Origin of the sequence: Yeosuana marina, from assembly GCF_011762485.1 — a bacterium.
Taxonomy (GTDB): domain Bacteria; phylum Bacteroidota; class Bacteroidia; order Flavobacteriales; family Flavobacteriaceae; genus Yeosuana; species Yeosuana marina.
On record NZ_JAAKGI010000002.1, the window covers coordinates 13,548 to 38,845 of the forward strand.

The window sequence follows — 25,298 nt, forward strand, 5'->3', positions numbered from 1 at the left end:
ATAAGATATTAAAAAAGCCTCAATTTTTAAATTGAGGCTTTTTTGTTTAATTATCTATTAAGTAGCCCAAGTAATTGCTCTTCAAAATTGCTTGCAAACATATTCGTGTTGCTATTAACAATAGAATTATCTTTATCAATAATGAAAACTTTAGTTATCGGATAAACAGCCAAAATATTCATAGACTCTTCTGGCTTTTCAAATTGATACTCGTTTCTTAAAGAAAAGTTATTCCGTTTTAAGGTATTTCGCCAAGAGTTTAAATTAATATCATCAATGTTTATAGCAATAAAATGCATTTCTGGATATTTAATTTTAAGTTCAGAAGCTTTATGATGTGTTTTCTTAAAGTGGTCGTAAAATTTATTCGACCAAAAATAAATTACTGTAGGTTTTGATATAACTGATTTAATTTTTAATTCACCATTTTCAGTATTTACCAAATCAATGTTAGGAAAAGTACCTCCAGGTTTTAAGTTATTTAGCGAATGAACAAGATTAGTTATGATTTCTTTGTTTTTATCATCCGTACTTTTATTTAAAAATGATTTTAAAATAACATTATCATTATCGATATTTTTATTTTTTGTTAAAAACGAAATGGTAAAATAGTAGAGAAGCTCATTTTTTATAGATGTATTAACTACCAAGCTATCAACAATATTAAGTTTGTCAAGATTGTAACATAAAGAGGTATTATTAAAACAGTCTTCTTTTGAGTGATTTAAATGTTTTTCAAGTGCTATGTTATTAAAACTGGATCTTAAAAACGAATTGTAATTCAGGTAGCTAGTATTATATAATTCATTGTTGTATTCAATATTTTTCCTGTAGCTATAGAAATCTTTTGGTAAGGATTTTAACAGATTACGCTTATTGGAATTGTAATTTACAAAAGGATAAATTTCTTTGCTAGAATAATAGCTGTAATCAATATTTGACTGTGCAATTTTGTTGAATAACGGAGAGGTTTTATACTTATTTTTAAATCTATTTAACTTCTCTGTTTTATTATTTTTAATAGAATCTATTTGTTTTTCAAACGCTTCTGGATTTAATTGGCAAAGTTTAAAAATTTTATGTTCATCAATCTCATTTTGTAAAAATTCATTGATTAGATAATTATTTTTTTTAGCACCTTCTCCAGTATAAACTAACGATTCATCAAAATCAAAAGTATTAAGTCTAAACATAATACTGTCTAGAGGTTCTAAAAATACGGTCTGAACCTCGCTACCATGTCTAAACGTATACATGCCGGGATTAAGATTTTTTAGTTTGTAAACAAATCTATTGTGAGAATCTAAGCTAATAGTATCAATCACCTGATCAGCTCTAGATAGCACAATAAAATTGTTATTTGGATTAATAATTTCACCACCTAAATACGCATAATCACTTTGGTCATTATCATTTTTGCAGGCAAATAATGATAATGCAACAATTATAAAATAAACATATTGTCTCATAAAATCCCTTCTATATGGCCTTTAGTACTTAAAACCATTGTAATACAAATTTATGTCTTGTATTTAAAATGTCTTGTTAATACGCTGTTAAATGTTAAAACTTAGAGGAAAATAAGCGTTTTAAAATAACTTAGCGATGTTGCGTCTTACGGTTTAATTTTTCTACTTTTGCACAAATTTTAAAATTACATTATGTTATCAGTTTCTAATCTTTCTGTTCAATTTGGAAAACGTATTCTTTTTGATGAAGTGAACACCACTTTTAATAATGGTAACTGTTACGGTATTATTGGAGCTAACGGTTCTGGTAAATCTACTTTTTTAAAAATTATTTCAGGAAAACAAGATCCAACATCTGGTCATGTATCGCTAGAAGCTGGCAAACGTATGTCTGTGTTAGAACAAAATCATAATCTTTATGATGAACATACGGTTTTAGAAACTGTTTTAATGGGAAATAAGCCATTATTTAAAATTAAGACAGAAATTGATGCTTTGTATGCAGATTACTCTGATGAAAATGCCGATAGGATAGGAGAACTTCAAGTAGAATTTGAAGAAATGAATGGTTGGAATGCAGATAGTGATGCTGCTGCTATGTTATCAAATCTTGGTATCAAAGAAGAATTTCATTATACATTAATGGCAGATTTAGATGGAAAGCAGAAAGTACGTGTGTTATTAGCACAGGCACTTTTTGGAAATCCAGATGTGCTAATTATGGATGAGCCTACCAATGATTTAGATTATGAAACTATTTCTTGGTTAGAGAATTTCTTAGCAAATTATGAAAACTGTGTGATCGTTGTGTCTCACGACAGACACTTTTTAGATGCTGTTTGTACACATATTTCCGATATAGATTTTGGTAAAATAAACCACTATTCTGGTAACTACACGTTTTGGTATGAATCGTCTCAATTAGCAGCACGTCAACATGCACAACAAAACAAAAAAGCTGAAGAGAAGAAAAAAGAGCTAGAAGAATTTATTCGTCGTTTTTCTGCCAACGTTGCAAAAAGTAAGCAGGCTACCAGTAGAAAGAAGATGATTGAAAAGCTAAATATTGGCGATATTAGACGTACAAGTCGTCGGTATCCAGCTATCATTTTTGAACGTGAAAGAGAAGCTGGTGATCAAATATTAAATATTGAAAAACTTGCAGCTTCTACTGATGGAGACGTATTGTTCAAAAACATTGATTTAAACTTAGCAAAAGGAGATAAAGTTGTTGTTTTTTCTAGAGATTCTAGGGCAACTACAGCATTTTATCAAATCATAAATGGAAAAGAAAAAGCAGATGCCGGAAAATTTGATTGGGGCGTTACAACTACACAGTCTTATCTACCGCTTGATAACAGTGAATTTTTTGAAAATAATTTAACTTTAGTTGATTGGTTGCGTCAATGGGCTACAACTGAAGAAGAGCGAGAAGAAGTTTATATTAGAGGATTTCTAGGGAAAATGATTTTTAGTGGCGAAGAGGCACTAAAAAAATCAAATGTCCTTTCTGGAGGTGAAAAAGTGCGTTGTATGTTAAGTAGAATGATGATGGTTAGAGCGAATGTTCTAATGCTTGACGAACCAACAAACCATTTAGATTTGGAGAGTATTACTGCATTTAATAATTCTTTAAAAAACTTTAAAGGAACCATATTGTTTACAACACATGATCATGAGTTTGCTCAAACAGTAGCTAATAGAGTTGTTGAGTTAACGCCTAATGGTATTATTGACAGATATACCACGTTTGATGAGTATATGCAAGACAAAAAAATTAAAGAATTACGCGATAAAATGTATGCAGTTACTGCTTAATTAGTTTCGTGATTCTGAAGTGATTTCTTCAACAACTAAAACTGCTCTATCAAGTTCGTCTTTATTGACATAGAGTTCTTGAAGACCAGGAATTGAAGAGCCAAAACCAGCTAGACGTGCTGATTCTGTTTCATCCTTGATAACAGCATTTATGCCAATAGATTTTAGTTTATCACTAATGCGTTGAACATTGATGAAGTTTCCTGTAAATACTTTTATATAATTAGAATCTGTCATTGTAAATTTCTTTATTGTCTTCCTAATAAAGGTACAAATTTTAAGAACACTTTAATGTGATACTTGAAATTAAATTTGTTAATTAACAGTTAACATATTTATATTAAAGTAGAATGCCTTTTTAACTTTTAAGGTTGTCAACAACAATTCTTTTTTCCCTATTGGCCACCTCCCAGGCTGTATAAAATATTAACCGTGTTCGGGTTTCCAATAGGTCATATTCAATTTTATCAGGCGTATCTGTTGGCTTATGATAATCAGCATGTGTACCGTTAAAATAAAAAATAACAGGAATGTTGTTTTTAGCAAAATTATAGTGATCAGACCTGTAATAAAAGCGATTAGGGTCATTGTCATCATTATAAGTGTAATCAAATTCCATATTAAAATAGGTGTTGTTTACAGCTTCAGAAATATCATGGAGTTCTGTGCTTAATTTATCTGAACCAATTAAATAAAGATAATTTCTATCTGTTTCATGTTTAGTGTCTACACGTCCTATCATGTCAATATTCAAGTCAGCAACGGTATTTGAAAGCGGAAAAACAGGATCAACATCGGTATAATATCTAGAGCCATAAAGGCCTAATTCTTCACCTGTAACATGCAAGAATAATACCGAACGTTTCGGTCTGTGGCCATCATCAACGGCTGTTTTAAAGGCTTTAGCGATTTTTAAAAGAGCTACAGTACCAGAGCCATCGTCATCAGCACCATTATTTATGTCGCCATTTTTTGAAATTCCAATATGATCTAAATGAGCAGAAATAATAACAACTTCATCAGGTTTTTCACTTCCTTTTATGTAGGCCAGAACATTTTCAGATGCGTTAATGCCATTAGAAAAAAATGATTCTGGGATGTCTTGAAAATAATCACCTTCAGAAATAGGCGAAGGGATTCCCATACTTACATACTGATTTCTTAAATAATCAACCGCCTTTTTTTGTCCGGGTTCTCCCGTTTTTCTACCTTCAAACTCGTCTGACGCATACGTATAAAGAGCTTCTTTTAATTCGGAAGCCTTAATTGTTTTTGCATATGCTGAAATATCTTCAGAATCTAAGATATTATTTTGAGAATGGCAGGAAGTAAGAGAACAAAAACAGATAAAGAGCGTTAGTATTTTTTTCATTTTTTAAAATATTTCTTGATTATCAAAGTCTATGGTAATTCGATTTTCTTGATTTGCGAGTTGCCAAGCAGTAGCAAAAATTAATTGAGATCGTTTTGCAAGTAAATTAAAATCTATTTTGTCGACCGTATCAGTTGGCTGGTGATAGTCTTCATGTTCACCATTAAAATAAAAGATGATAGGTACTTCATGTTTTGCAAAGTTATAGTGATCAGACCTGTAAAAGTAATGATTACTATCTTCTTCAGTATTATATTTATAATCTAAATTGATATTAAAATAGGTGTCATTAACTTTTTCAGAAATATAGTGAAGCTCATTACTTAGTTTATTAGATCCAATTAAATAAATGTAGTTTCTATTGTCAGTATGACAATTATCAACTCTACCAATCATATCAATATTTAGATCAGCGATGGTGTTTTTCAAGGTAAATACAGGGTATAGAGTATAATACTCTGAACCATACTTACCAATTTCTTCTGCTGTAACATGAAGAAATAGAATGCTTCTTTTAGGACTAAATCCGTCGTTTTTGGCAAGCTTAAATGCTTCAGCAATTTCCATAACGGCTGATGTTCCAGAACCATTATCATCGGCACCATTATTAATTTCTCCTTCTTTAGTAATACCTAAATGATCATAATGTGCTGAAATAATAACAACTTCATCTGGTTTTTCACTGCCTTGAATATAAGCTAAAACATTTTCAGACGCTTTTATATCTTTCGGTAAAAATGATTCGGGTATAATTTGGTAGTATGTGTTGTTACCTAATGGAGATTTAATATGCTCACTTTGATAATACGACTTAAGATAGTCTGAGGTTAGTTTTTGACCTAATTCTCCTGTTTTACGACCTTTAAATGAATCAGACGCTATTATTAATATATGTTCCTTTAATTCTTTTGGAGTAATAGTATTGGCGTATTTAATCACTGATGCACTATCAACTAAATGAATGTTGTCTTTTAGGTTTTGGATTTTGGTTGTATATTTTGTTGTGGCACATGATCCAACCAAGGTTAAGGCAGAAATAATTAGATAGGTTTTCATTTGGGGAACCTTTTAAAAATCAAATATAGATAAAAAAAAGAAAAAAAACCTTAGTTATTCAGTGCTAATATCATCTAAATCAAGTTCTTCTAAGTCTTCAATAGCATTTTCTTTTGACTCTTTTTCTAATTTTTTTAATTCCTGTGTATTGGTTACTTCTTTTTTAGAAAATACTGCCTTATAGGTTGTTAGCGCTAGTGACATAATAGTTAGAAGAAAGATAAATTGAATAATTTTCTTAACACTTCCAGTTTTTTTGGAAAGATAGAAAGCTATTAATCCAAACAATAAAGCTACTACAGCAGGAAAAATGGCTAAATTTGAAACAGGAAGAACAGCTAATATTATTGATAAAATTGCCGCTATTAAAGCAAGAATTGTAAATATTCTTTTCATTTTTTAATATATTTAATTTTTAAGGCCTTGTGCAGATTTAATTTTAAGTTCGCCAGTTCCTACAGGAATTTTAAACTTACCATATACAATAATCTTGTTTTCATCTGCCGTTAACCACAAAAGATTGTTATTTTTCCCTTGAAGGACATTTTCACTTGAGCTTATAGATAGTTTGTAACATTCCTTTTTTCCAATATTAGTAGAAATGGTTTCTTTACCAAGAAATGTTATTTGAGCTTTAATTTCCTCTATATCAAAAACAATTGTAAAACTTTTTTTTGAGCCAACACTCATGTTTTTGTAATCAAAAAGTCTAATGTTATATAAAGTAGAAACGATGTCTTTAGTACCTGTGTTAATTGAAAAACTCTTTTGTTCTTCCTTTTTATTTTTTTTACGTTGAATAGAATTTATAGTATTTGTTTTGTGGTTGAATGTATACTTCATGAATTTGTAGTAACTCCCTTCGTTAATATCGCGTTTGTATAGGTAAGGTGTTAAATTTTTAGGGTTTACATAGCTTTCGTATAAATCGACAATTTTGAAAAAGCTATCCCATTTACTGTAGGTTGTAGCCGTACATTTAAGCCTTAAAAGTGTCGCTTTCGAAGTTTTAGCATCACTAGTTTCCATAGTTACTTCAGCAATGTCAGTTAAAATACCAGACATGTTGTAGGATGCTGTATAAGTTAGTTTCTCACCTGCTGCAATAGCATTTTTTTGAGCCTTATTAGAAAAGGATGCTAAACAAAGTAAAAAAACGACTAGTTTTTTCATGTATAATTTATGTGTTTTTTATAGTGCATATAGTACCACTTATTGTGCCGAAAAATACGATGCTTTATGTTATTATGCTAATTTTATGTTTTGATAATTAAGTTAAAAACAACTAACATTTGTCATAGTTTTAGTGCTTTTCAAACACTATTTTTAGTAATAATTAAAAACTTTAAATAGATGAAATCGATACTACTACCAACAGATTTCTCTAAGAATTCTGAAAACGCTATTAAATATGCTATGGAATTGTTTAAAGATGTTCCTTGCACTTTTTATGTATTGAACGTCCAAAAGGCATCCTCTTTTATTTCAGATGATATGATGGCTATGGCATCCTCTGCTACAATTTATCAAACAATTGTAGAAGTGTCAAAGAAGTCACTCACTAATTTAATTGCTAAAATTGAAAAAAAATATAAAAACGAAAAACATTCATTTCAATCTGTTGTTGATTATGACAATTTTATTGATTCTATAAATCAAATAAGTATCAATAAGCAAATAGATCTTATTGTGATGGGAACTAAAGGAGCTTCAGGCTTAGAAAGAGTTGTTTTTGGAAGTAATACGGTACATGTAATGCAACGTTGTATTGCACCTGTACTCGCTATTCCAGATGGTTGTTTATTTACTAATTTAGATAGAATAGTATTTTCTACAAATAATCTAACACTACATAATGTTGAAGAATTAAAACCGCTTAAAGATTTATTGGTTCTTCATAAGTCAAAATTAAATGTGCTTCATTTTGATGATTTTGAGGGAGCAACCAATCAAAAAAAGGAAAATAAGCTCTTTCTTAAAAAACATTTTAGTAATGTAATAACATACGAAAATATTGACTCTTATAGTAAGGATTTTTATAAAACTGTTTCAGGATATATCCATGCAAATGATATTAAATTAATAGCTTTAATGAGAAAGAAGCACTCATTTTTAGAGCGTTTATTTAATCAGCATCCCGAAGAAACATTAGCTTTTAATATAGACATTCCTTTTTTAGTGATGGAGAATACATGATTTTTGTAACATTTTTGAGGGTAACTCGTCTTATAAGTACATCAATTAAAAACACATAACCATCATGAGACAAGACAATCAACTATTAGTTATTACGCACTTAAGTCAGTTGGCAACAGCTTTAACAGGCTTTGGAGGCTTATTAATTCCTTTGATAATTTGGGCTACTCAAAAAGAGAAAGTTTATAATATGGACGAACAAGGAAAGCGTATTGTAAATTTTCAATTGAGTTTAATTATTTATGCCATTATTTGTATTCCACTAATATTATTATTGGGCTTAGGAATTTTAGGATTTATTGTTCTTGGAGTTATATCTATTATTTTTCCTATTATTAATGCTATAAAGGCTAGTAATGGAGAAACTCCAGACTATCCAATGTCTATTCATTTTATCAAATAAATATCACTAATTAAGTTAGAGAAAAATAAAACGCTCACCAATTTTGGTGAGCGTTTTAAAATGTATAAAATAGTTTAGATAGTTTAAGTATTTAGCATAACCGGCATTACTAACATGGTTATTAATTCACCTTCATCCAGTCCATCAATAGGTGTTAAAATACCAGCTCTGTTTGGTAAGCTCATTTCCAATCTAACTTCATCTGCATTTAAGTTATTAAGCATCTCCGTTAAAAATCGAGAATTAAATCCTATTTGCATATCGTCTCCTTGATAATCACAAGTTAAGCGTTCTTCTGCTTTATTGCTATAATCAATATCTTCTGCAGAAATATTTAATTCTGCACCTGCAATTTTTAAACGTATTTGGTGTGTGGTTTTATTTGAGAAAATACTAACACGACGAACAGAATTTAAAAACTGAGTTCTGTCTATCATTAATTTATTAGGATTTTCTTTTGGAATAACAGCTTCGTAATTTGGATATTTACCATCGATTAAACGGCAAATTAATTGCGAATTTTCAAAAGTAAATTTTGCATTAGAATCGTTATACTCTATAGCAACTTCTTCTTCACTTCCAGCTAAAATACCTTTTAAAAGATTTAAAGGTTTTTTAGGCATAATAAATTCAGCACTTTGAGAAGCTTTTAAATCTTCTCTTGTGTATTTAACCAATTTGTGAGCATCAGTAGCAACAAACGTTAATCCTTCTGGAGAAAATTGAAAAAATACGCCACTCATTACAGGACGTAAATCGTCATTTCCTGCTGCAAAAATAGTTTTACTAATGGCGGTTGCTAAAACATCACCAGTAACGACTGTTTTACTTGGGTCTTCAAGAGCAACAGATTTAGGAAACTCTTCACCATTGGCATAGGCTAAAGCATATTTACCATGATTTGAACTGATTTCAACTGTATTATTGTCTTCAATTTTAAATGTTAAAGGCTGTTCAGGAAACGTTTTTAACGTGTCAAGCAATAATCTTGCAGGTAAAGCAACATTTCCTTTGCTTTCACTTTCAACATTAAGCACAGAAACCATTGTAGTTTCTAAATCACTAGCAGAAACGGTAAGTTTGGTATCATCTAGTTCAAACAAAAAATTATCTAGAATAGGTAAGGTGTTAGAGTTGTTAATAACACCACCCAACACTTGTAATTGTTTTAATAAATAGGTACTGGATACTATAAATTTCATTTGGTTATTTATGTTTTAGTTTACAAATGTCGCATTCATTTTATGTGAATTCATATTAAAATACCATAGGAAATATGAATGTTTTGCGTATTTATAATCTTTTTTAGTTAAAAAAAATACTACTTACAAATATATTGGATACAGACTAATATTGGAAACAAACTTATTAACATTTAATGCGTGAATTTTTTCTTTCGTATGTAGTTAAATATAAATCCAAAAATAAGCAGTAAGACTAGTGGTAATAAGATGTTTAAGAGTTGCCATGTCGTTTTTTGATCAGCTATTTTTTGTTGATCTAAAAAAGCAACTTCAATTTCTTTGGAACGAATGTTTATAAGTCCATCATCATCAAGTAAATAATTTACAGCGTTCAATAAAAATTCCTTGTTACCATAGGTTTTTCCGGTCCACCTATCAAAACCTAATTCTTGTGGTTTGTTTCTAACCACATCATTTTTTATAATATCCCCATCTGAAATTATAATCATTTTTGTTGGAACACTTTCGTCTTTTTCATCAGCAATCTTAAAAGGCTTTATACGGTTATGGTAGACCGATGTAAATTTACCTTCTAATAAAACAGCTAATGTTTGATTGCCTTTGTTAAAAAGCGCCGGATTTTGCTCTTTTGTAACAATATCTAAGCTAATTTCTCTTGGTGTTCCTTCTAGCTTAGTTAATGGTGCACTTTCTAATAAAATAGTCTTTTTAACAGAATTTTTTAAAGTATCTATTTGAGTCGCAAAATCAAATATTACTAAATTTATATTATTGACTATAGGATGACGACTGTTTGAAGATGCTAAAGGAGAATAAGGCCATCGTAAATTTTGAAATTGCGAATTACTACCTTCTCCAATGGCCAAGGTTATAGGCGCCGAATATAAAGTGCTTACTAATAATCTATTAATACGTACACCGTATTTAAAAAAGAAATCGGTAAGATTTAAATCTCTACCTGCGGCATATGTTTTTCCGTAGTCATTGTATAAACTATCTTTTTCAGCAATAACATCGTCAATAAGCCATAAACTTTTGCCACCATTCATTGTATACTGATCGAGAACTAGTTTTTCTTTTTCAGTAAAAGCTTCCGTTGGTTTTGCGGAAATAATAAGGTCAAATTGATTTAATTCTTTGAGTGTTTTAGGAGCGTTGTTGGCAACACTATCCAATGTGAAAGGTGCTATTTTATAATACTCTCCAAGTTTTTTTACAAAATCGAAAATATGAATATCGTCTAGCTCGCCATTACCTTTAAGAATAGCTATTTTTCTTCGCTTGGGTTTTGTTAATTTACTAAAGGCATCAGCAAAGGCATATTCTAAATGCTGAACAGAGTTGGTGACTAATTCTTGCTGTGAGACCCCAATTTTATTTTTCACTAAGGAAACCGTAACGGTTTTGCCATTATAACTAGCCAAAGCCCAGGGGAAAATAACTTCTTGAGACGTCTTTCCATTTTCTTGAACGCTTAGCTGCATAGGTGTTAAGCCTCGTTGACTTAATTGTTGAATAGTTTTATCGCTATTAGCTTCATCTTCTAACGGATTGATAAAATGGAAAGAAATATGGTTGTTATTAGCTTCAAATTCTTCAAGTAATTGTTTGGTTTCTCGTTGTAGACGCCTAAATTCCGAAGGAAAATCATCACCAGTTAAGAACACATCAATAACAATGGGCGAATTAACATCTTTAATAACGTTTAAAGAGGCTTGACTTAATGTGTACCGTTTATCATGCGTTAAATCAAAACGTTTAAAAGCTAAGCTACTTAGGTAGTTTATTGCAATTAATGAAATAATTAAAATGATGATTTGTTTGCTATTTTTCATCAAAAGTCTTTTCTAATTGATATTGAGTTATGCTATTTACGGTATCTTGTTTAAAATTAAATTCAAGACATTCCTGCATATTGTTAAAAGCACCTGGCTTAAACCCTAAATTATAATTCCATTTTTCAGGCGAATTTGCTTTTATGGAGTCATCCCAACCATACCACTCACTTTTTCCTAATTTGTCTTCCAGTTCTTTTTTTGTTTTTCCAATAAACAAGCTGTCTCTTATTATTTCATCACTCATTTCATAACGCAGTGCAGGTTTTTCTTTCCAGGCGTCTGAGTCAAAATATTTTTGGTGATGATAACTGCTAAATATATTGATAAACGGATAAAACACATAAAAATAGAAGATGGGTGTTAACACCAAACTTATTAAAAATCGCACCCATTTGCGTTTATCTATAGTACCGGCAAAAAACCAAAGTAAGATAAAAACGATGCATAAAAGGATGATAAAAGCCGGGGTAATAATCATAAGGCGTTATTTGTTAAAATTTAGTTTGGTTATCATCACAAAAAAAATGGTAATACTTAAAAAGTAAATGATATCTCTGCTATCTAAAACACCACGACTCATACTTTTAAAATGATAACTCATTCCTAACTCTTCTAAAAAGGTACTGGATGTAATATCTGCAAGCCCATCAAAACCAATGTAAAATACAAAACAAATAGTGATAGCAATTAAAAAAGCAATTATTTGGTTTTCAGAGATAGTTGAAGAAAATATACCAATAGCGGTATAGGATGTTATTAAAAACAATAAACCAAAATAAGAACCAAGAGTGCTCCCAATATCAAGGTTTCCAATAGGATTTCCTAACTGATATACTGTATACACGTAAAGTAAGGTTGGTAAAAGGGCAATAATGATAAGAATGAGGGCTCCAAAATATTTACCTAAAACAATGTTCAGTTTTGAAATGGGTTTGGTCATTAATAACTCAAGCGTACCTTGCTTTTTTTCATCAGAAAAACTGCGCATAGTTACTGCTGGAATTAAAAACATTAAAATCCAAGGAGCGATTAAAAAGAACGATGATAAATCTGCAAATCCATAATCTAAAATATTAAAGTCACCTTTAAAAACCCATAAGAATAGTCCATTGAGCAATAAAAAAATGGCAATTACTAAATATCCAATTGGTGAGGAGAAGAATGAATTTATTTCTTTTCTTAAAATTGCTAGCATTTATGTTTTTTTAAGGGGTCATTACGAAGAGGTAATGACAAAATAATGTTTTTCAATTTATGAGATTGCCACAACAAATTTATAAATTTGTCTCGCAATAACTGTTTATTAATTAACTGAAGCAATCTTATCGACACTCCAAGCCTCAGGTTTTGCATTAAATAATGGTTTTGTTTTAGACCAAACAGCTTTAAATAAGTCTGATTGTCTGTAGGTCTCTAAATCTGCTTCAGATTCCCAATAACTATAGGTGAAAAATATATTAGAATCTTTTTTATCTCTGTAAAGTTCTAATAAGTTACACCCTTTAAAATTTCTAATTTTGTTTTTATTCAGTTCAAAATTAGTAAGAAAATCGTCAATATGGTTTTCAGAAAAAGACATTTTTACAATTCTTATAAACATCTTAAATTAGTCTTTTAAAAAATTAATACTCACGGTATCCATTAAATTTAAGCCCATGAGTGTAGAAGCACTGCCAACAGTAGCGCTATTACTTTTGTAAACCGCTATTTCTAAAAAACTACCAGAATTAAAAACCACTAAACCTCTGCCTTCGTCATGGCGTTTGTCTTCGGGTATTTCAAAATTAACAAAATCGCTATATTTTTTATAAATAGTTTTAAACTTATAACTTCTAGCAGAAATTTCGAAAGATCGTCCTTTTTGGATGGCTTCAAAAAACGATTTTTTAATGTTAGTCACTACATTTCCGTAGTTGTCAATATAAAGTACGCTACCAATAATTTGTGATTTGTCTTCATTAACATAGGGCACAATATTTTTAATTGGTTTTATTTGGGTAATAGTTTTTCCAATAACTTCAAGGGTGCCGCCTCGTGCAATATGGCAGGCAACTTTAACAAACACATCTAAAACAGGAAAACTAGTTTGAATTTTATCATGAATGTTAATTTCAACAATTTTTTCTGGCACAATTTCAGAGCAAATCATACTCATAATACCATTGTTGGCACAAATAAAGTAGTGATCGTCTAGTTTTAGGGCAATGTGTTTGTTTTCTGCATTTAATTCAGAATCTATCCCAATGACATGAATGGTACCTTTCGGAAAACTTCGATAGGCATTTTGAATAATATATGCTGCTTCAGAAGTGTTAAAAGGCGAAATAGAATGTGAGATATCAACAATTCGAATTTCTGGCATTTCACTATAAATAGCTCCTTTAGTAGCACCAGCAAAGTGATCTTTTTCTCCAAAATCAGTTGTTAGTGTTATAATTGCCATGCTTAAAATTGTTGATATGTTTTTAATGAGACCTCAATCAAAATTATGTATTTTTGAGTTTTACAAAGCTAATAAATCATTTCATCTGAATAAATTTTATTTAGGTTTATGTTAGACGATTTTTAAAACAAAAAAAGTACGCCTTTGAACGAAATTATTATTGAACTTGAAGAAATTACTCCAAAAGAATTTTTCGGAGAACACAATGTTAACATTGAACTATTAAAAAAATACTTTCCTAAATTAAAGATTGTAGCAAGAGGTAATAAAGTAAAAGCATTTGGAGATGAAGAGCTTTTAGAAGAGTTTGACAGACGAATTACCATGCTCTTAAAGCATTTTGCGAAATATAATAAACTAGATGAGAACACTATTGAGCGTGTTTTAACCAGCCAAAGTAGTGATGATTATTCTACGTCAAAACAAAGTGGAGAAGTTATTGTTCATGGAGTGTCTGGAAGGCTTATAAAAGCGCAAACAGCCAACCAACGTAAAATGGTTGAGCTTATGCGTAAAAATGATATGGTTTTTGCAATTGGTCCTGCAGGAACTGGTAAAACCTATACAGGGGTTGCTTTAGCTGTTCAAGCCTTAAAAAACAAAGAAGTTAAGCGTATTATATTAACAAGACCAGCGGTTGAAGCAGGTGAAAATTTAGGGTTCTTGCCAGGTGATTTAAAAGAAAAATTAGATCCGTATATGCAACCTTTATATGATGCTTTACGCGATATGATACCGGCTGAAAAACTAGCGATGTATATTGAAAACGGTACCATACAAATTGCACCATTAGCCTTTATGCGCGGTAGAACTTTAGATAATGCGTTTGTAATTTTAGATGAAGGTCAAAATACAACGCATAACCAAATGAAAATGTTTTTAACCCGAATGGGGAAAAACGCCAAGTTTTTATTAACAGGAGATCCAGGTCAAATAGATTTACCAAGACGTACTATTTCTGGTTTAAAAGAGGCTTTATTGATTTTAAAGAATGTAGAAGGTGTTGGGATGATATTTTTAGATGATAAGGATGTCATTCGTCATAAACTGGTTAAAAAGGTTATTGAAGCTTATAAAAGTATAGAAAATAGAGAGTAATGAGCAATACTATCATTGACACCAATTTTAAGTTTCCTGGACAAAAAAGTGTCTACAAAGGAAAAGTTAGAGAAGTCTATAATATTAACGATAAAGAGTTGGTTATGATTGCAACCGACAGGCTTTCTGCGTTTGATGTTGTTATGCCAAAAGGTATTCCCTATAAAGGACAAATACTAAACCAGATTGCCACCAAAATGATGGCAGCTACAGAAGATTTAGTTCCTAATTGGTTAACAGCCACACCAGATCCTAACGTAGCCGTTGGTCATTTATGTGAGCCTTTTAAAGTAGAAATGGTTATTCGAGGGTATATGTCTGGTCATGCAGCAAGAGAATATAAATCTGGGAAAAGAATACTTTGTGGAGTTGCTTTGCCAGAAGGCATGAAAGAAAACGATAAGTTTCCAGAACCTATTATAACACCAGCAACCAAAGCTGAAATGGGAGATCATGATGAAGATATATCTCGTGAAGGAATTCTTAAACGTAGTATTGTTTCAGAAGACGATTATTCAGTTTTAGAAGATTATACACGTAAATTATTCCAGCGAGGATCAGAAATTGCTGCATCACGAGGTCTTATTTTGGTAGATACCAAATACGAATTTGGTAAAACCAAAGATGGAAAAATTGTTTTGATAGACGAAATACACACACCAGATTCGTCACGCTATTTTTATGCCGATGGCTATCAAGACAGACAAGATAGAGGCGAAGCACAAAAGCAATTATCAAAAGAATTTGTACGCCAATGGCTGATTAGCAATAATTTTCAAGGGTTGGAAGGACAGACCGTTCCTTTTATGAGTGATGACTATATTGAAACCGTTTCAGGCCGTTATATAGAATTATATGAAAATATTACAGGAGAAACCTTTGTAAAAGCTGATGTATCTAATATTCAAGAGCGGATTGAAGCGAATGTTTTAGAGTATTTAAAGTAGAATAAGATTGTAATTATAAACAAAAAGACTTTATCATATGATAAGGTTTTTTTTGTTATTGATGTTTAAAGAAATACATATCCTTTGGGATATAAATTTGTTCTGATGATTATTTTTTTACTAAATCCACTAATTTCCGTGCCAGATTATAAACAAAATGGTTGGTTCGGGCATAGAAAAAGGAAATGATACATACTCCAACAATAAATAGTAAAGCACCTATGATGGCTTCCATAGGATTTAAAGATTGATTGTAAAACCGTTTTAATCCGTAGCCTGTAAAACTTCCGAAAAGAATAATAAAATGGATTACATAAATGGATAGGGTTTTTTCACCAATCCTAGCTATAATAGATTGTTTTAAAAATCTTTCAAAGGTGTAAAATATACCAAATAAGATGAGCACATTACCCAAACGTGTAAACAGGTAATTGTAGTCGGCACTTAATTTTAATAATTCTATACCAGTAAATTCATATAGTTCTAACAAAAACCATGTAGAGCAATACATCAATAATAAACCAACAATAAAAAAGGTAATGATAGTAAATATTTTAAATAGATTGCGGTGCGCATGTCTAAAAAACACGGTAGATAAAAAGGCTCCAAATGCAGAATATCCAAACCATGGTAAAATAGTGAATACAGAACCGTTTGCTTGGGTCATATAGTTAGCAATAATGAGAGGCAGATTGTCTATAACTAAATCTCTATATAAAGGTTCTGTTACAAAACATAAACAGCCAATTGAAAAAAGTACCACAGAAAATAGGTAACTATAATGCTTAAAAAGGATATGAAGACAGACTAAAATAATAAGTGATAGTCCAATACATTGTAATACGTCAATCACTAAAAAGTAGGGACTAAAATAGCCGTCAAACCAACTTAAAATATTTACACGAAGACTGTACCCAATTATTATAAGTAAAAGCCCTCTGAACAATCCTTTTTTTATCCTTGGACGGTCATTGCCTTTGGCATGAGCACGTAACAGTAAATAGGTAAAGACTAAGCCAGAAATGGTAAAAAAAACGGGTGCTGTTATTCCTCTAAAATAAGACCAAATGATATAAATGGTATTCGTTTTATCTCGGTAAACAGGATCGATAAGTGTATCAATAAAATGCCCTTGTAACATCATTAAAATAGCAAATGCTCTAACAGCATCTATAAAATATAACCGGTTAGAATTCAAGGAGTGTGCGTTTGTTGTGATAAATTTTAATTTTAAAAATTAAAGCTACATTCAGCTAAAATAATATATTTATAGAATAATATTGAAAATTTAAACAATACATGGAACAATTCATTGAAAAATTCTCATCGTATGCATGGGGTTTACCTTTAGTAATATTGTTAATTGGGGGAGGATTATACCTTTTGGTGTTATCTAGGTTTTTGCCCTTTAGATATATAGGTCATGCCATACAGGTACTTAGAGGTAAATTTGATGATCCTGATGATCCAGGTCAAATTAGTCATTTTAAAGCGTTGTCGACAGCCTTATCATCTACCATAGGTATGGGAAATATCGCTGGAGTTGCTGTGGCTATCTCTGTAGGAGGTCCAGGAGCCATGTTTTGGATGTGGGTGAGTGCTATTGTTGGAATGTCTACTAAATTTTTCACATCTACTTTAGCTATTATGTACAGAGGAAAAGATAGTGCAGGTGTTTTGCAAGGAGGCCCCATGTATTTTATAGTTGAAGGATTGGGTAAGTCTTGGAAACCACTAGCCATCATGTTTAGTTTTTTTGGGATGATAGGGGTACTACCTGTTGTTAATGTTAATCAATTAACACAGGCAATTAACGATATTGTTTTAACACCAAATGGTGTAGAAGTAGGTTTTACAACTAATGTGATTATTGCAGTTGTCTTGGTTGTTTCAACATCAATCATCATTATTGGAGGCTTAAAAAGTATTAGTAATGCAGCTTCTAAAATGGTGCCTACCATGGTGATATTATATTTTGTTTTGGTGATAATTATTTTAATTACTAACTATAGTGAAGTTCCTAAATATTTTGCTATGATTTTTACTGATGCATTTTCTGCTGAAAATTTTAGAGGCGATCCGTTTTTTGGTGGTATTTTAGGAGCTTTGGTTTTGCTAGGGATTCGTCGTGGTGCTTTTTCAAATGAAGCAGGTATTGGTACAGCCCCCATGGCACATGGAGCAGCAAAAACTGATGAGCCTGTGCGTGAAGGATTAGTAGCTATGTTAGGGCCAGCTATTGATACGCTTATAGTTTGTACACTAACGGCTTTGGCTATTTTAGTAACCGGTGTATGGCAAACAACTTCTGATAACGGTGTAAGTTTAACAGCATCTGCTTTTGACGCTGCTATGCCCGTTTACGGAAAGTATTTGTTAATGGTCTGTGTACTAATTTTTAGTGTATCCTCGTTGTTTTCGTATTCCTACTATGGCTCTAAATGTTTATCCTTTTTAATAGGCGATGATAAAAAGCATTATTTTAATTATGTGTATATACTTAGTATTATTTTAGCTGTTATGACACCATTTAGTATGATGCTAAACTTGATAGATGGCGTGTTTGCTTTAATGGCTATTCCAACTATGGTTTCAACGCTTATATTGGCGCCTCGAGTTATCAAAGAATTTAATGGGTATAAGAAAAGAATTGAATCATAAGGCACTCTTTTTAAAAACTATTTGTTCAATAAATAGTCCCATTTAAGGTGTTTGCGTTTATCTAAACGAGCTAAGATTTTTAAGAAAACAAGGGCTGTTATAAGAGCATCTCCAGTAGCGGTATGACGATCTACTAAAGGAACATTTAGTTCTTTTGATAAGTCGTCTAAGGAGATGGGTTTTAGTGTACTCTGATAAATAATGTGTTTAGATTTTTTATACAAAATTCCAGTGTCTATAAATTCGTTTTTTAGTTCATCCAAACCATGTCTTAAAAGCATTTCATTAATCATATTTTTATCAAAATTGGCATGATGAGCTATTAAAACAGCATTTTTTATGTAGGATAAAAATAGTTTTATGGCTTCTAATTCAGTAACTTTTTCTAGTAAGCCTTTTTTCATTAAACCATGTATTTCAACGGTTTCTGGTTTAAAAATATCTTGCTCCAAATAGAGCTCTAGGCTATTGTTTACTTGGATTTTTTTTTCAATAAAAGAAACGGCTCCAATGGATAAAATCCGATCTTCTTTGATATTAAAACCAGTAGTTTCAGTATCTAAAGCAATAAAACGTGTATTCTGGATATCACCTTTTTTAGTGTCATTAAAACAATCAAGATAGTCGTTCCAAAAATCCGGATATGTAGGTGTCTTTTTATTGAACCACGATAGCTTCATTTATATAAAATTTTTTAAATCAAAGCGTAATTTCAGGCTTTCTTGAATTTCGTGTATTGGTTTAAAGCAGCGACGCAGTTTTAATTGTTCTTCTTTGGTTAATGTTTTCAACTCGATAAATTTTCCAGAATTATTAAGCAAGATGCCTTGTTTTGTTTTAAACTTTAAGAGCGCCTTAAACGCATACGAACAAGATTCATATAGTTCTTTATTATTAGGATCTATTTCTGCTAATTTTTCATAACGTTCAGAGGTGTTGTTGATGCCTTTTATTTTATTATTCAAGATAAGTAATCTTGCTGCATCAATTAATGGCATCATAGCTCTACTTTTTATATTGAAAAGATCTTTTTGTTCGCCATCCTGTTCCACTAAAAATTGTTTAAAAAAACCAAGAGGTGATGGACTTTTTACAGCCTCTATGCCTAGAAATTTTATAAATGATAAGGTTTTATTTAAGTTTTCAAAAATGGAATCTGATAAGTCGTCAATTAATTTTTCATCCCCATATACATGACTATAATCAAAAAATATAGATGACAGGAGTATTGCTTTTTCATCAGGATTTAAAATCCAATCTTTAAATTGTAATTTCCATTCGCTTAAAGACTTGCACCACTCTGGATTGCTAGCCATCATATCTGCTTCACAATATTCAAACCCTATTTTATTTAAAGACTTAGTAACTAATTTGGCAAGTTTTAGAAAATAGTCTTGCGTTTCTTTGTACTTACTTTCTGAAACATCATTAAAAACAATGGCATTATCTTGATCTGTAAAAAGTAATTGTTCTTTTCGTCCCTGACTTCCTATTGCCATCCACGAAAAAGATACAGGAGGTGGTGTAGGCATTTTTTTTAAAGCTATTACTATGGCTTGAGCAGTCACAGTGTCGTTAATTTGAGAAATAATTTTTATGATATGAGATAGTGGAATGTTTTGCTCTAGGTAACTTTTTAATAAGTTATTGGCTTTTAATCGTGCTGTTCTAAGTTTTCTGGTTCGTTTAGCTCGCTTGATGGCTTTTAATATTACGGATGGATTGTTTCCTAGTGACACCAAAATATCGTGATGTGTTAAAACACCAATAAGTCTGGAATTTGCTGTGCCATCTTTTGTAATGCATAAATGACCGATATTGTGTTTTATCATTTGCAATTGCCCATCGGCGACAGTTAGGCCTTTTTTAGCCGTTATTACAGGAGAACTCATAATATAACTTACTGATGTCTCTATGGGAAATAAGCCGGTAGCAATTTTATTTTTAATATCACTATTTGTAATGATACCCATAGGATATTCATGCTCGTTGGTAACAATAATACATCCTATTTTGTGAGTACTCATTTTAATAGCAGCATCTTTTAAGGTTGAATCAATATTACAAGTTATAGGCCTTTTAGTATAATTAGCAGATTGAAAATTGACCATGTCCTGAGAGGTATGGGGTAAATAATCAACAAAAATTTTTCCGGTTTCCTCTGCCGTGTATGGATCGTAAGCATTCGTTGCAAACGCTGTAATTAAGTATTTATAAACACTGGCGTTATCACTTGTTACCGTTTGAAAAATATCAATAGGGACGGCGTAAATTATTGATTCTTCATTAGCAGTAGCTGTTAATTTGTAATTTTCCTTGGTAATGAGCGGTCTAACACCAAAAACATCACCAGCATCACAAATGTTTAAGACCTCTTGTTCATTGTTGCTATTAGTATGAAATAATGTCACCGCTCCATTTCTAACCAAATAAAAATCAGTATTAAAATCATCACCTTTTTTAAATACAGTATCTCCTTTTTCTAGATATATAATAGATACTTGTTTTGATATTTCTAACAAGTCATCATTTTTTAAAAGATTAAAAGGAGGATATTTTTTTAAAAAATCAAAAACACGATCTGCAATAGAGTTTTTCATACTGCTAAGTTATAAAATAGTGGGTAATAAATTTTTTGTGTAAAGTGTTTTTGAAGTGAATACAAAGAATTAAAATAGGATTTGAAAAAAAGGGAGTGATTAAATATTTTATATTTGATTTATTGTTACTATTTTGATAACTTCATTTTTTTTCTGAAACATATTTACTAATACTGCAATCATATTAACAACTTATAATCATATCAACAAAAAATTAAACCAAATTAAATAAAATCATGAGTAACTATCACATTAAACATTTAGAAGAATATTATCAAGTTTATAGGAAATCTGTTAGAGATCCAGAGAATTTTTGGGAAGAGGTTGCCGAAGAACATTTCATGTGGCGCAAAAAATGGAATAATGTGTTGAGTTGGGATTTTTCAAAACCTGAAATAAAGTGGTTTGAAGGGGCTAAATTAAATATTACCGAAAACTGTATTGATAGGCATTTAAGAACAAAAGGTAATAAAACGGCGATTATTTTCGAACCCAATAATCCTGATGAAACTGCACAATATATCACATATAACGAATTGCACAATCGTGTTTGTAAGATGGCGAATGTGTTAAAAGCTCAGGGTATTTCAAAAGGCGATCGTGTTTGTATTTATCTACCTATGATTCCTGAATTAGCGGTTTCATTACTTGCTTGTGCCAGAATTGGAGCGATTCATTCGGTAGTGTTTGCTGGTTTTTCTTCAACAGCGTTAGCAACGCGTATTAATGATAGCGACTGTAAATTGGTGCTTGCTGCAGACGGGTCATATCGTGGTTCAAAAACCATAGATTTAAAAGGTATTGTTGATGAAGCTTTAGAGCAATGTCCATGTGTTGAAAATGTGTTGGTGGTGAACAGAATTAATTCAGAAGTAACCATGAAAGACGGACGCGATGTTTGGTTGCAACCACTATTAGACAAAGCTTCTGCAGATTGTGAGCCAGAAATCATGGATGCTGAAGACCCGTTATTTATTTTGTATACGTCCGGCTCAACAGGAAAACCAAAAGGCATGGTGCATTCTACCGCGGGTTATATGGTGTACACAGCTTACACGTTTAAAAATGTGTTTCAGTATAAAGAAGACGATGTGTATTGGTGTACGGCAGATATTGGTTGGATTACAGGGCATAGTTATATCGTTTATGGTCCCTTAGCAAATGGCGCTACCACAGTTATGTTTGAAGGAGTGCCACATTATCCAGATTTTGGACGCTTCTGGGAAATTGTAGCCAAACATAAAGTCAACCAATTTTATACAGCACCAACGGCTATTCGTGCATTAGCAAAACAAAATATTTCATTTACTGAAGAACATGATTTGTCATCTTTAAAAGTATTAGGGTCTGTAGGAGAACCGATTAATGAAGAAGCATGGCACTGGTATAATGATGCGATTGGAAAAAGGCGCAGTCCTATTGTTGATACGTGGTGGCAGACTGAAACAGGCGGTATTATGATTACTCCAATACCATTTGCAACACCTACAAAACCAACGTATGCAACTTTACCATTTCCAGGTATTCAACCAGCTTTAATGGATGAAGAAGGAGCAGAGTTAAAAGGGAATTTGGTTGAAGGGCGTTTGTGTATTAAGTTTCCGTGGCCGTCTATAGCACGCACGATTTGGGGTGACCATCAAAGGTATAAGGATACTTATTTTTCAGCATATGAAAATAAATATTTTACTGGTGATGGTGCTTTACGTGACGAAGTAGGCTATTACAGAATAACTGGTCGCGTAGACGATGTTATTATTGTTTCTGGTCATAATTTAGGAACAGCACCTATTGAAGATGCAATTAACGAGCATCCAGCCGTTGCCGAATCTGCTATTGTTGGCTTCCCTCATGATATTAAAGGAAATGCGCTTTACGGGTATGTTATTTTGAAAGAAACTGGAGAAGGAAGGGTTCATGATAATGTACGCAATGAGATTAATCAAATTATTACAGAACATATCGGACCGATTGCAAAACTTGATAAAATTCAGTTTACAAGCGGACTACCCAAAACACGAAGTGGAAAAATTATGCGTCGTATTTTAAGAAAAATTGCTTGTAAAGATATGAGTAATTTAGGTGATACATCTACCTTACTAAATCCTGAAGTTGTGCAGGAAATTATTGATAATGCTTTGTAAATAAGTTTAAAATAAAGTTAAAAAAAGCACCATTTCTTATGGTGCTTTTTTTATATTAACCCAATACGTTTTAAAGGTGTTTTAAACCTTGAGAGTACTAAATATCTATAGTTTTTACGATTAAACTATTTTAAAATCCAATAACAACTCACCTTCAATAGATGCTTGTAAGTGATCACCTTTTACATTTAAACCAGTTCCTGATGCGGGAGTTCCTGTAAAGATGAGGTCTCCAGGTTCTAAGGTCATAAAAGAAGACACAAAAGAAATGATTTCATTAAAGTTATAAATCATAAAACTGGTATTACCAACTTGCTTTTTCTCTCCATTAATAACAAGGTCAAAATTAATATTATTTAAATCTTGGAAATTTGAAACTGGTTTGAAATTAGAAATGGGAGAAGCACCATCAAATCCTTTAGCCAATGCCCATGGCCCTTTAGTTTCTCTACTAGCACTTAGTACATCTTTGGCAGTATAATCAATACCAACTGCAATCTCTGAAATGTACGATGCAGCATCTTCAAATTCAATATCCTTTCCTTGTTTACCAATTTTTATAACCAATTCAACTTCATAAGCAAGTTGCTTGGTAACTTTAGGATACACAATATTTTTATTACCTGTAACTAATGATGATTCTGGTTTTGTAAATATGGTTTGAGCTCCTGTTTTAAGCCCTTTTATTTCAGTTTTATCGCTTACATAGTTTTTTCCAATTCCTATTATTTTCATTTTAAAAAGTACTATTTAATTATAGCAATAAAAATACTAAATTAAAGGTATCACATTAAAGTGTTTAATAACATTTTAAAAATAATAGTTCTTTGTAACTAAGGTTACTAAGTACGTTAATCTAAGACTCTATTTTTGAGAAAAATTTAATAGATGAGAATAGTATTTTTATTAGTTATTGTAGTAATGGTTACTGCTTGCAAAGGGAAAAAATCAGATAATACTACATCTGAAAAAGAGATAGTGATTTTAAAAAAAAATAGTTACGACGCAAGAGAAAGTAAAGAATTACTAGAGAAAAACTGTTATTTATGTCATAGTCCAATTGCTCCAGAAGTAACGGGTCGTATTGCTCCTCCTATGGCTGCAATTAAGGCAAGATATATTAACATGGAAGGCTATTCAAGAGATGAGTTTATACAAGCCGTAGGACATTTTGTAGAAAATCCAACGGTAGAAAAAGCGTTGATGTTTGGTGCTGTGAAAAAATTCGGTGTGATGCCAAAACAAGTGTTTCCAAAAGAGACCATTGAGAAAATAGCAGCTTTCATGTATGATTATCAAATAGATGAGCCAGAATGGTTTAAGTCGCATTGGGAAGGTCACGGGAATTCAAACTATAATCAAATGGGATACCAACTTAAAGATCAAAATAAAGATGAGGTTAAAACGTATACAGATATAGGATTGGAATATGCTTTGGAAACAAAAAAAGTATTAGGAAAAAACTTAATGGGAACCATTCAAAAGGAAGGAACTGAAGCGGCTTTAGCGTTTTGCAATATACAAGCAATGCCTTTAACAGATAGTATGTCTGTTAAATTCGATGCAAATATCAAAAGAGTGTCCGATAAAAACAGAAACCCCAATAATAAAGCCAACGAAGAAGAATTAAAATACATAGCAGCATTTAAAGCTAATGCCTTAGCAAAAAAAGAACCGAAACCTATAGTTATTGAAGAGGCTAATAGCGTGCATTTTTATTTTCCAATTCCAACAAACACTATGTGTTTGAAATGTCATGGAACAAAAGACGATATACGTCCTGAGGTTCAAGACAGAATATCAAAACTTTACCCCAATGATTTAGCTACAGGTTATAAAGAAAATGAGATAAGAGGTATTTGGAGTATCACTTTTAATAAAAAAAGTAATTAAGAAGTTTTTTTAATCCCTATCTAGTTTTTGTTTATCTTATGCATAGAATTTAAAAGCATCAATTATGGCAAAATCATTAGACTCTAAGAAAAATGTAAAAAAAGAGGCAGTTTTAACTCCAAAAGAGAAAAAAGCAGCAAAACTAGCTAAAAAAG

Annotated in this window: 24 protein-coding genes; 8 read left to right on the forward strand and 16 right to left on the reverse strand. The window is 31.4% G+C overall.

The window, feature by feature from the left end; all coding sequences use genetic code 11:
• Window positions 1-50: 50 nt before the first annotated feature.
• Window positions 51-1,469, reverse strand: coding sequence for a TlpA family protein disulfide reductase (locus G5V56_RS02960; protein ID WP_166961166.1), 1,419 nt, complete (start codon window positions 1,467-1,469; stop codon window positions 51-53).
• Window positions 1,470-1,661: 192 nt separating this feature from the next.
• On the opposite strand from G5V56_RS02960, the gene G5V56_RS02965 reads away from it, so the two are divergent.
• Window positions 1,662-3,287 carry an ABC-F family ATP-binding cassette domain-containing protein gene (locus tag G5V56_RS02965; protein WP_166961168.1) on the forward strand — a complete coding sequence of 542 codons (1,626 nt, stop codon included), beginning with the start codon at window positions 1,662-1,664 and terminating at the stop codon, window positions 3,285-3,287.
• Here the strand turns inward: G5V56_RS02965 and G5V56_RS02970 are convergent, their stop codons facing one another.
• From G5V56_RS02970 to G5V56_RS02990, 5 genes are all read right to left on the reverse strand, one after another.
• Entirely contained in the window at window positions 3,288-3,524 is a 237-nt protein-coding gene (locus G5V56_RS02970; protein WP_166961170.1) for a putative signal transducing protein, read from the reverse strand.
• 121 nt (window positions 3,525-3,645) lie between these two features.
• On the reverse strand, window positions 3,646-4,659 hold the full coding sequence (locus G5V56_RS02975) for a M28 family metallopeptidase (RefSeq protein WP_166961173.1): 1,014 nt from the start codon (window positions 4,657-4,659) through the stop codon (window positions 3,646-3,648).
• Window positions 4,660-4,662: 3 nt separating this feature from the next.
• Entirely contained in the window at window positions 4,663-5,715 is a 1,053-nt protein-coding gene (locus G5V56_RS02980) for a M28 family metallopeptidase (protein WP_166961175.1), read from the reverse strand.
• Window positions 5,716-5,769: 54 nt separating this feature from the next.
• Window positions 5,770-6,111, reverse strand: coding sequence for an FUSC family protein (locus G5V56_RS02985; protein WP_166961177.1), 342 nt, complete (start codon window positions 6,109-6,111; stop codon window positions 5,770-5,772).
• 12 nt (window positions 6,112-6,123) lie between these two features.
• The gene (locus G5V56_RS02990; RefSeq protein WP_166961179.1) at window positions 6,124-6,888 is read right to left on the reverse strand and encodes a DUF3108 domain-containing protein; all 765 of its coding nucleotides are present in this window, start codon (window positions 6,886-6,888) and stop codon (window positions 6,124-6,126) included.
• Window positions 6,889-7,068: 180 nt separating this feature from the next.
• Here G5V56_RS02990 and G5V56_RS02995 point away from each other — a divergent pair, with 180 nt between their 5' ends.
• Together G5V56_RS02995 and G5V56_RS03000 are read left to right on the forward strand one after the other, a co-directional pair.
• Window positions 7,069-7,911, forward strand: coding sequence for a universal stress protein (locus tag G5V56_RS02995; RefSeq protein ID WP_166961181.1), 843 nt, complete (start codon window positions 7,069-7,071; stop codon window positions 7,909-7,911).
• A gap of 64 nt (window positions 7,912-7,975) precedes the next feature.
• On the forward strand, window positions 7,976-8,314 hold the full coding sequence (locus tag G5V56_RS03000; RefSeq protein ID WP_166961183.1) for a DUF4870 domain-containing protein: 339 nt from the start codon (window positions 7,976-7,978) through the stop codon (window positions 8,312-8,314).
• Window positions 8,315-8,397: 83 nt separating this feature from the next.
• Here the strand turns inward: G5V56_RS03000 and dnaN are convergent, their stop codons facing one another.
• From dnaN to G5V56_RS03030, 6 genes are all read right to left on the reverse strand, one after another.
• On the reverse strand, window positions 8,398-9,516 hold the full coding sequence (dnaN, locus tag G5V56_RS03005; RefSeq protein WP_166961185.1) for a DNA polymerase III subunit beta: 1,119 nt from the start codon (window positions 9,514-9,516) through the stop codon (window positions 8,398-8,400).
• A gap of 173 nt (window positions 9,517-9,689) precedes the next feature.
• Complete coding sequence (gene gldG / locus G5V56_RS03010; protein ID WP_166961187.1) at window positions 9,690-11,354, reverse strand: gliding motility-associated ABC transporter substrate-binding protein GldG; 1,665 nt, start codon at window positions 11,352-11,354, stop codon at window positions 9,690-9,692.
• Window positions 11,344-11,835: a YibE/F family protein gene (locus G5V56_RS03015; RefSeq protein WP_166961189.1), complete on the reverse strand. Its 492-nt coding sequence runs from the start codon at window positions 11,833-11,835 to the stop codon at window positions 11,344-11,346. The genes gldG and G5V56_RS03015 overlap by 11 nt, the downstream gene beginning before the upstream one ends.
• Window positions 11,836-11,841: 6 nt before the next feature.
• Window positions 11,842-12,552 carry a gliding motility-associated ABC transporter permease subunit GldF gene (gene gldF, locus G5V56_RS03020; RefSeq protein WP_166961191.1) on the reverse strand — a complete coding sequence of 237 codons (711 nt, stop codon included), beginning with the start codon at window positions 12,550-12,552 and terminating at the stop codon, window positions 11,842-11,844.
• Window positions 12,553-12,660: 108 nt separating this feature from the next.
• Window positions 12,661-12,957, reverse strand: a complete 297-nt coding sequence (locus tag G5V56_RS03025; RefSeq protein WP_166961193.1) for a putative quinol monooxygenase — start codon at window positions 12,955-12,957, stop codon at window positions 12,661-12,663.
• 6 nt (window positions 12,958-12,963) lie between these two features.
• Window positions 12,964-13,800, reverse strand: a complete 837-nt coding sequence (locus G5V56_RS03030) for an SAM hydrolase/SAM-dependent halogenase family protein (protein ID WP_166961196.1) — start codon at window positions 13,798-13,800, stop codon at window positions 12,964-12,966.
• Between the two features lie 144 nt (window positions 13,801-13,944).
• On the opposite strand from G5V56_RS03030, the gene G5V56_RS03035 reads away from it, so the two are divergent.
• Window positions 13,945-14,898, forward strand: a complete 954-nt coding sequence (locus G5V56_RS03035) for a PhoH family protein (protein WP_166961200.1) — start codon at window positions 13,945-13,947, stop codon at window positions 14,896-14,898.
• The gene (locus G5V56_RS03040; RefSeq protein WP_166961203.1) at window positions 14,898-15,845 is read left to right on the forward strand and encodes a phosphoribosylaminoimidazolesuccinocarboxamide synthase; all 948 of its coding nucleotides are present in this window, start codon (window positions 14,898-14,900) and stop codon (window positions 15,843-15,845) included. Before G5V56_RS03035 ends, G5V56_RS03040 begins: the two co-directional genes overlap by 1 nt.
• Before the next feature lie 109 nt (window positions 15,846-15,954).
• Here the strand turns inward: G5V56_RS03040 and G5V56_RS03045 are convergent, their stop codons facing one another.
• Window positions 15,955-17,043 carry a heparan-alpha-glucosaminide N-acetyltransferase domain-containing protein gene (locus G5V56_RS03045; protein WP_166961206.1) on the reverse strand — a complete coding sequence of 363 codons (1,089 nt, stop codon included), beginning with the start codon at window positions 17,041-17,043 and terminating at the stop codon, window positions 15,955-15,957.
• A gap of 101 nt (window positions 17,044-17,144) precedes the next feature.
• Here G5V56_RS03045 and G5V56_RS03050 point away from each other — a divergent pair, with 101 nt between their 5' ends.
• Window positions 17,145-18,506, forward strand: a complete 1,362-nt coding sequence (locus G5V56_RS03050) for an alanine/glycine:cation symporter family protein (protein WP_166961209.1) — start codon at window positions 17,145-17,147, stop codon at window positions 18,504-18,506.
• A 17-nt stretch (window positions 18,507-18,523) separates the two neighbouring features.
• On the opposite strand, the gene G5V56_RS03055 is transcribed toward G5V56_RS03050, so the two are convergent.
• Window positions 18,524-19,186 carry a 3'-5' exonuclease gene (locus G5V56_RS03055; protein ID WP_166961212.1) on the reverse strand — a complete coding sequence of 221 codons (663 nt, stop codon included), beginning with the start codon at window positions 19,184-19,186 and terminating at the stop codon, window positions 18,524-18,526.
• Complete coding sequence (locus G5V56_RS03060) at window positions 19,187-21,106, reverse strand: DUF294 nucleotidyltransferase-like domain-containing protein (RefSeq protein WP_166961215.1); 1,920 nt, start codon at window positions 21,104-21,106, stop codon at window positions 19,187-19,189.
• Between the two features lie 236 nt (window positions 21,107-21,342).
• Between G5V56_RS03060 and acs the strand changes: the two genes are divergently transcribed.
• Window positions 21,343-23,250 carry an acetate--CoA ligase gene (acs, locus tag G5V56_RS03065; protein WP_166961218.1) on the forward strand — a complete coding sequence of 636 codons (1,908 nt, stop codon included), beginning with the start codon at window positions 21,343-21,345 and terminating at the stop codon, window positions 23,248-23,250.
• 120 nt (window positions 23,251-23,370) lie between these two features.
• Here acs and G5V56_RS03070 read toward each other — a convergent pair whose 3' ends face one another.
• A complete protein-coding gene (locus G5V56_RS03070; protein WP_166961221.1) occupies window positions 23,371-23,985 on the reverse strand; it encodes a fumarylacetoacetate hydrolase family protein in 615 nt (204 codons plus the stop codon).
• A gap of 153 nt (window positions 23,986-24,138) precedes the next feature.
• On the opposite strand from G5V56_RS03070, the gene G5V56_RS03075 reads away from it, so the two are divergent.
• Window positions 24,139-25,143 (forward strand): c-type heme family protein, encoded by a 1,005-nt coding sequence (locus tag G5V56_RS03075; protein ID WP_166961224.1) that lies wholly within the window; start codon window positions 24,139-24,141, stop codon window positions 25,141-25,143.
• Window positions 25,144-25,298: the final 155 nt, after the last annotated feature.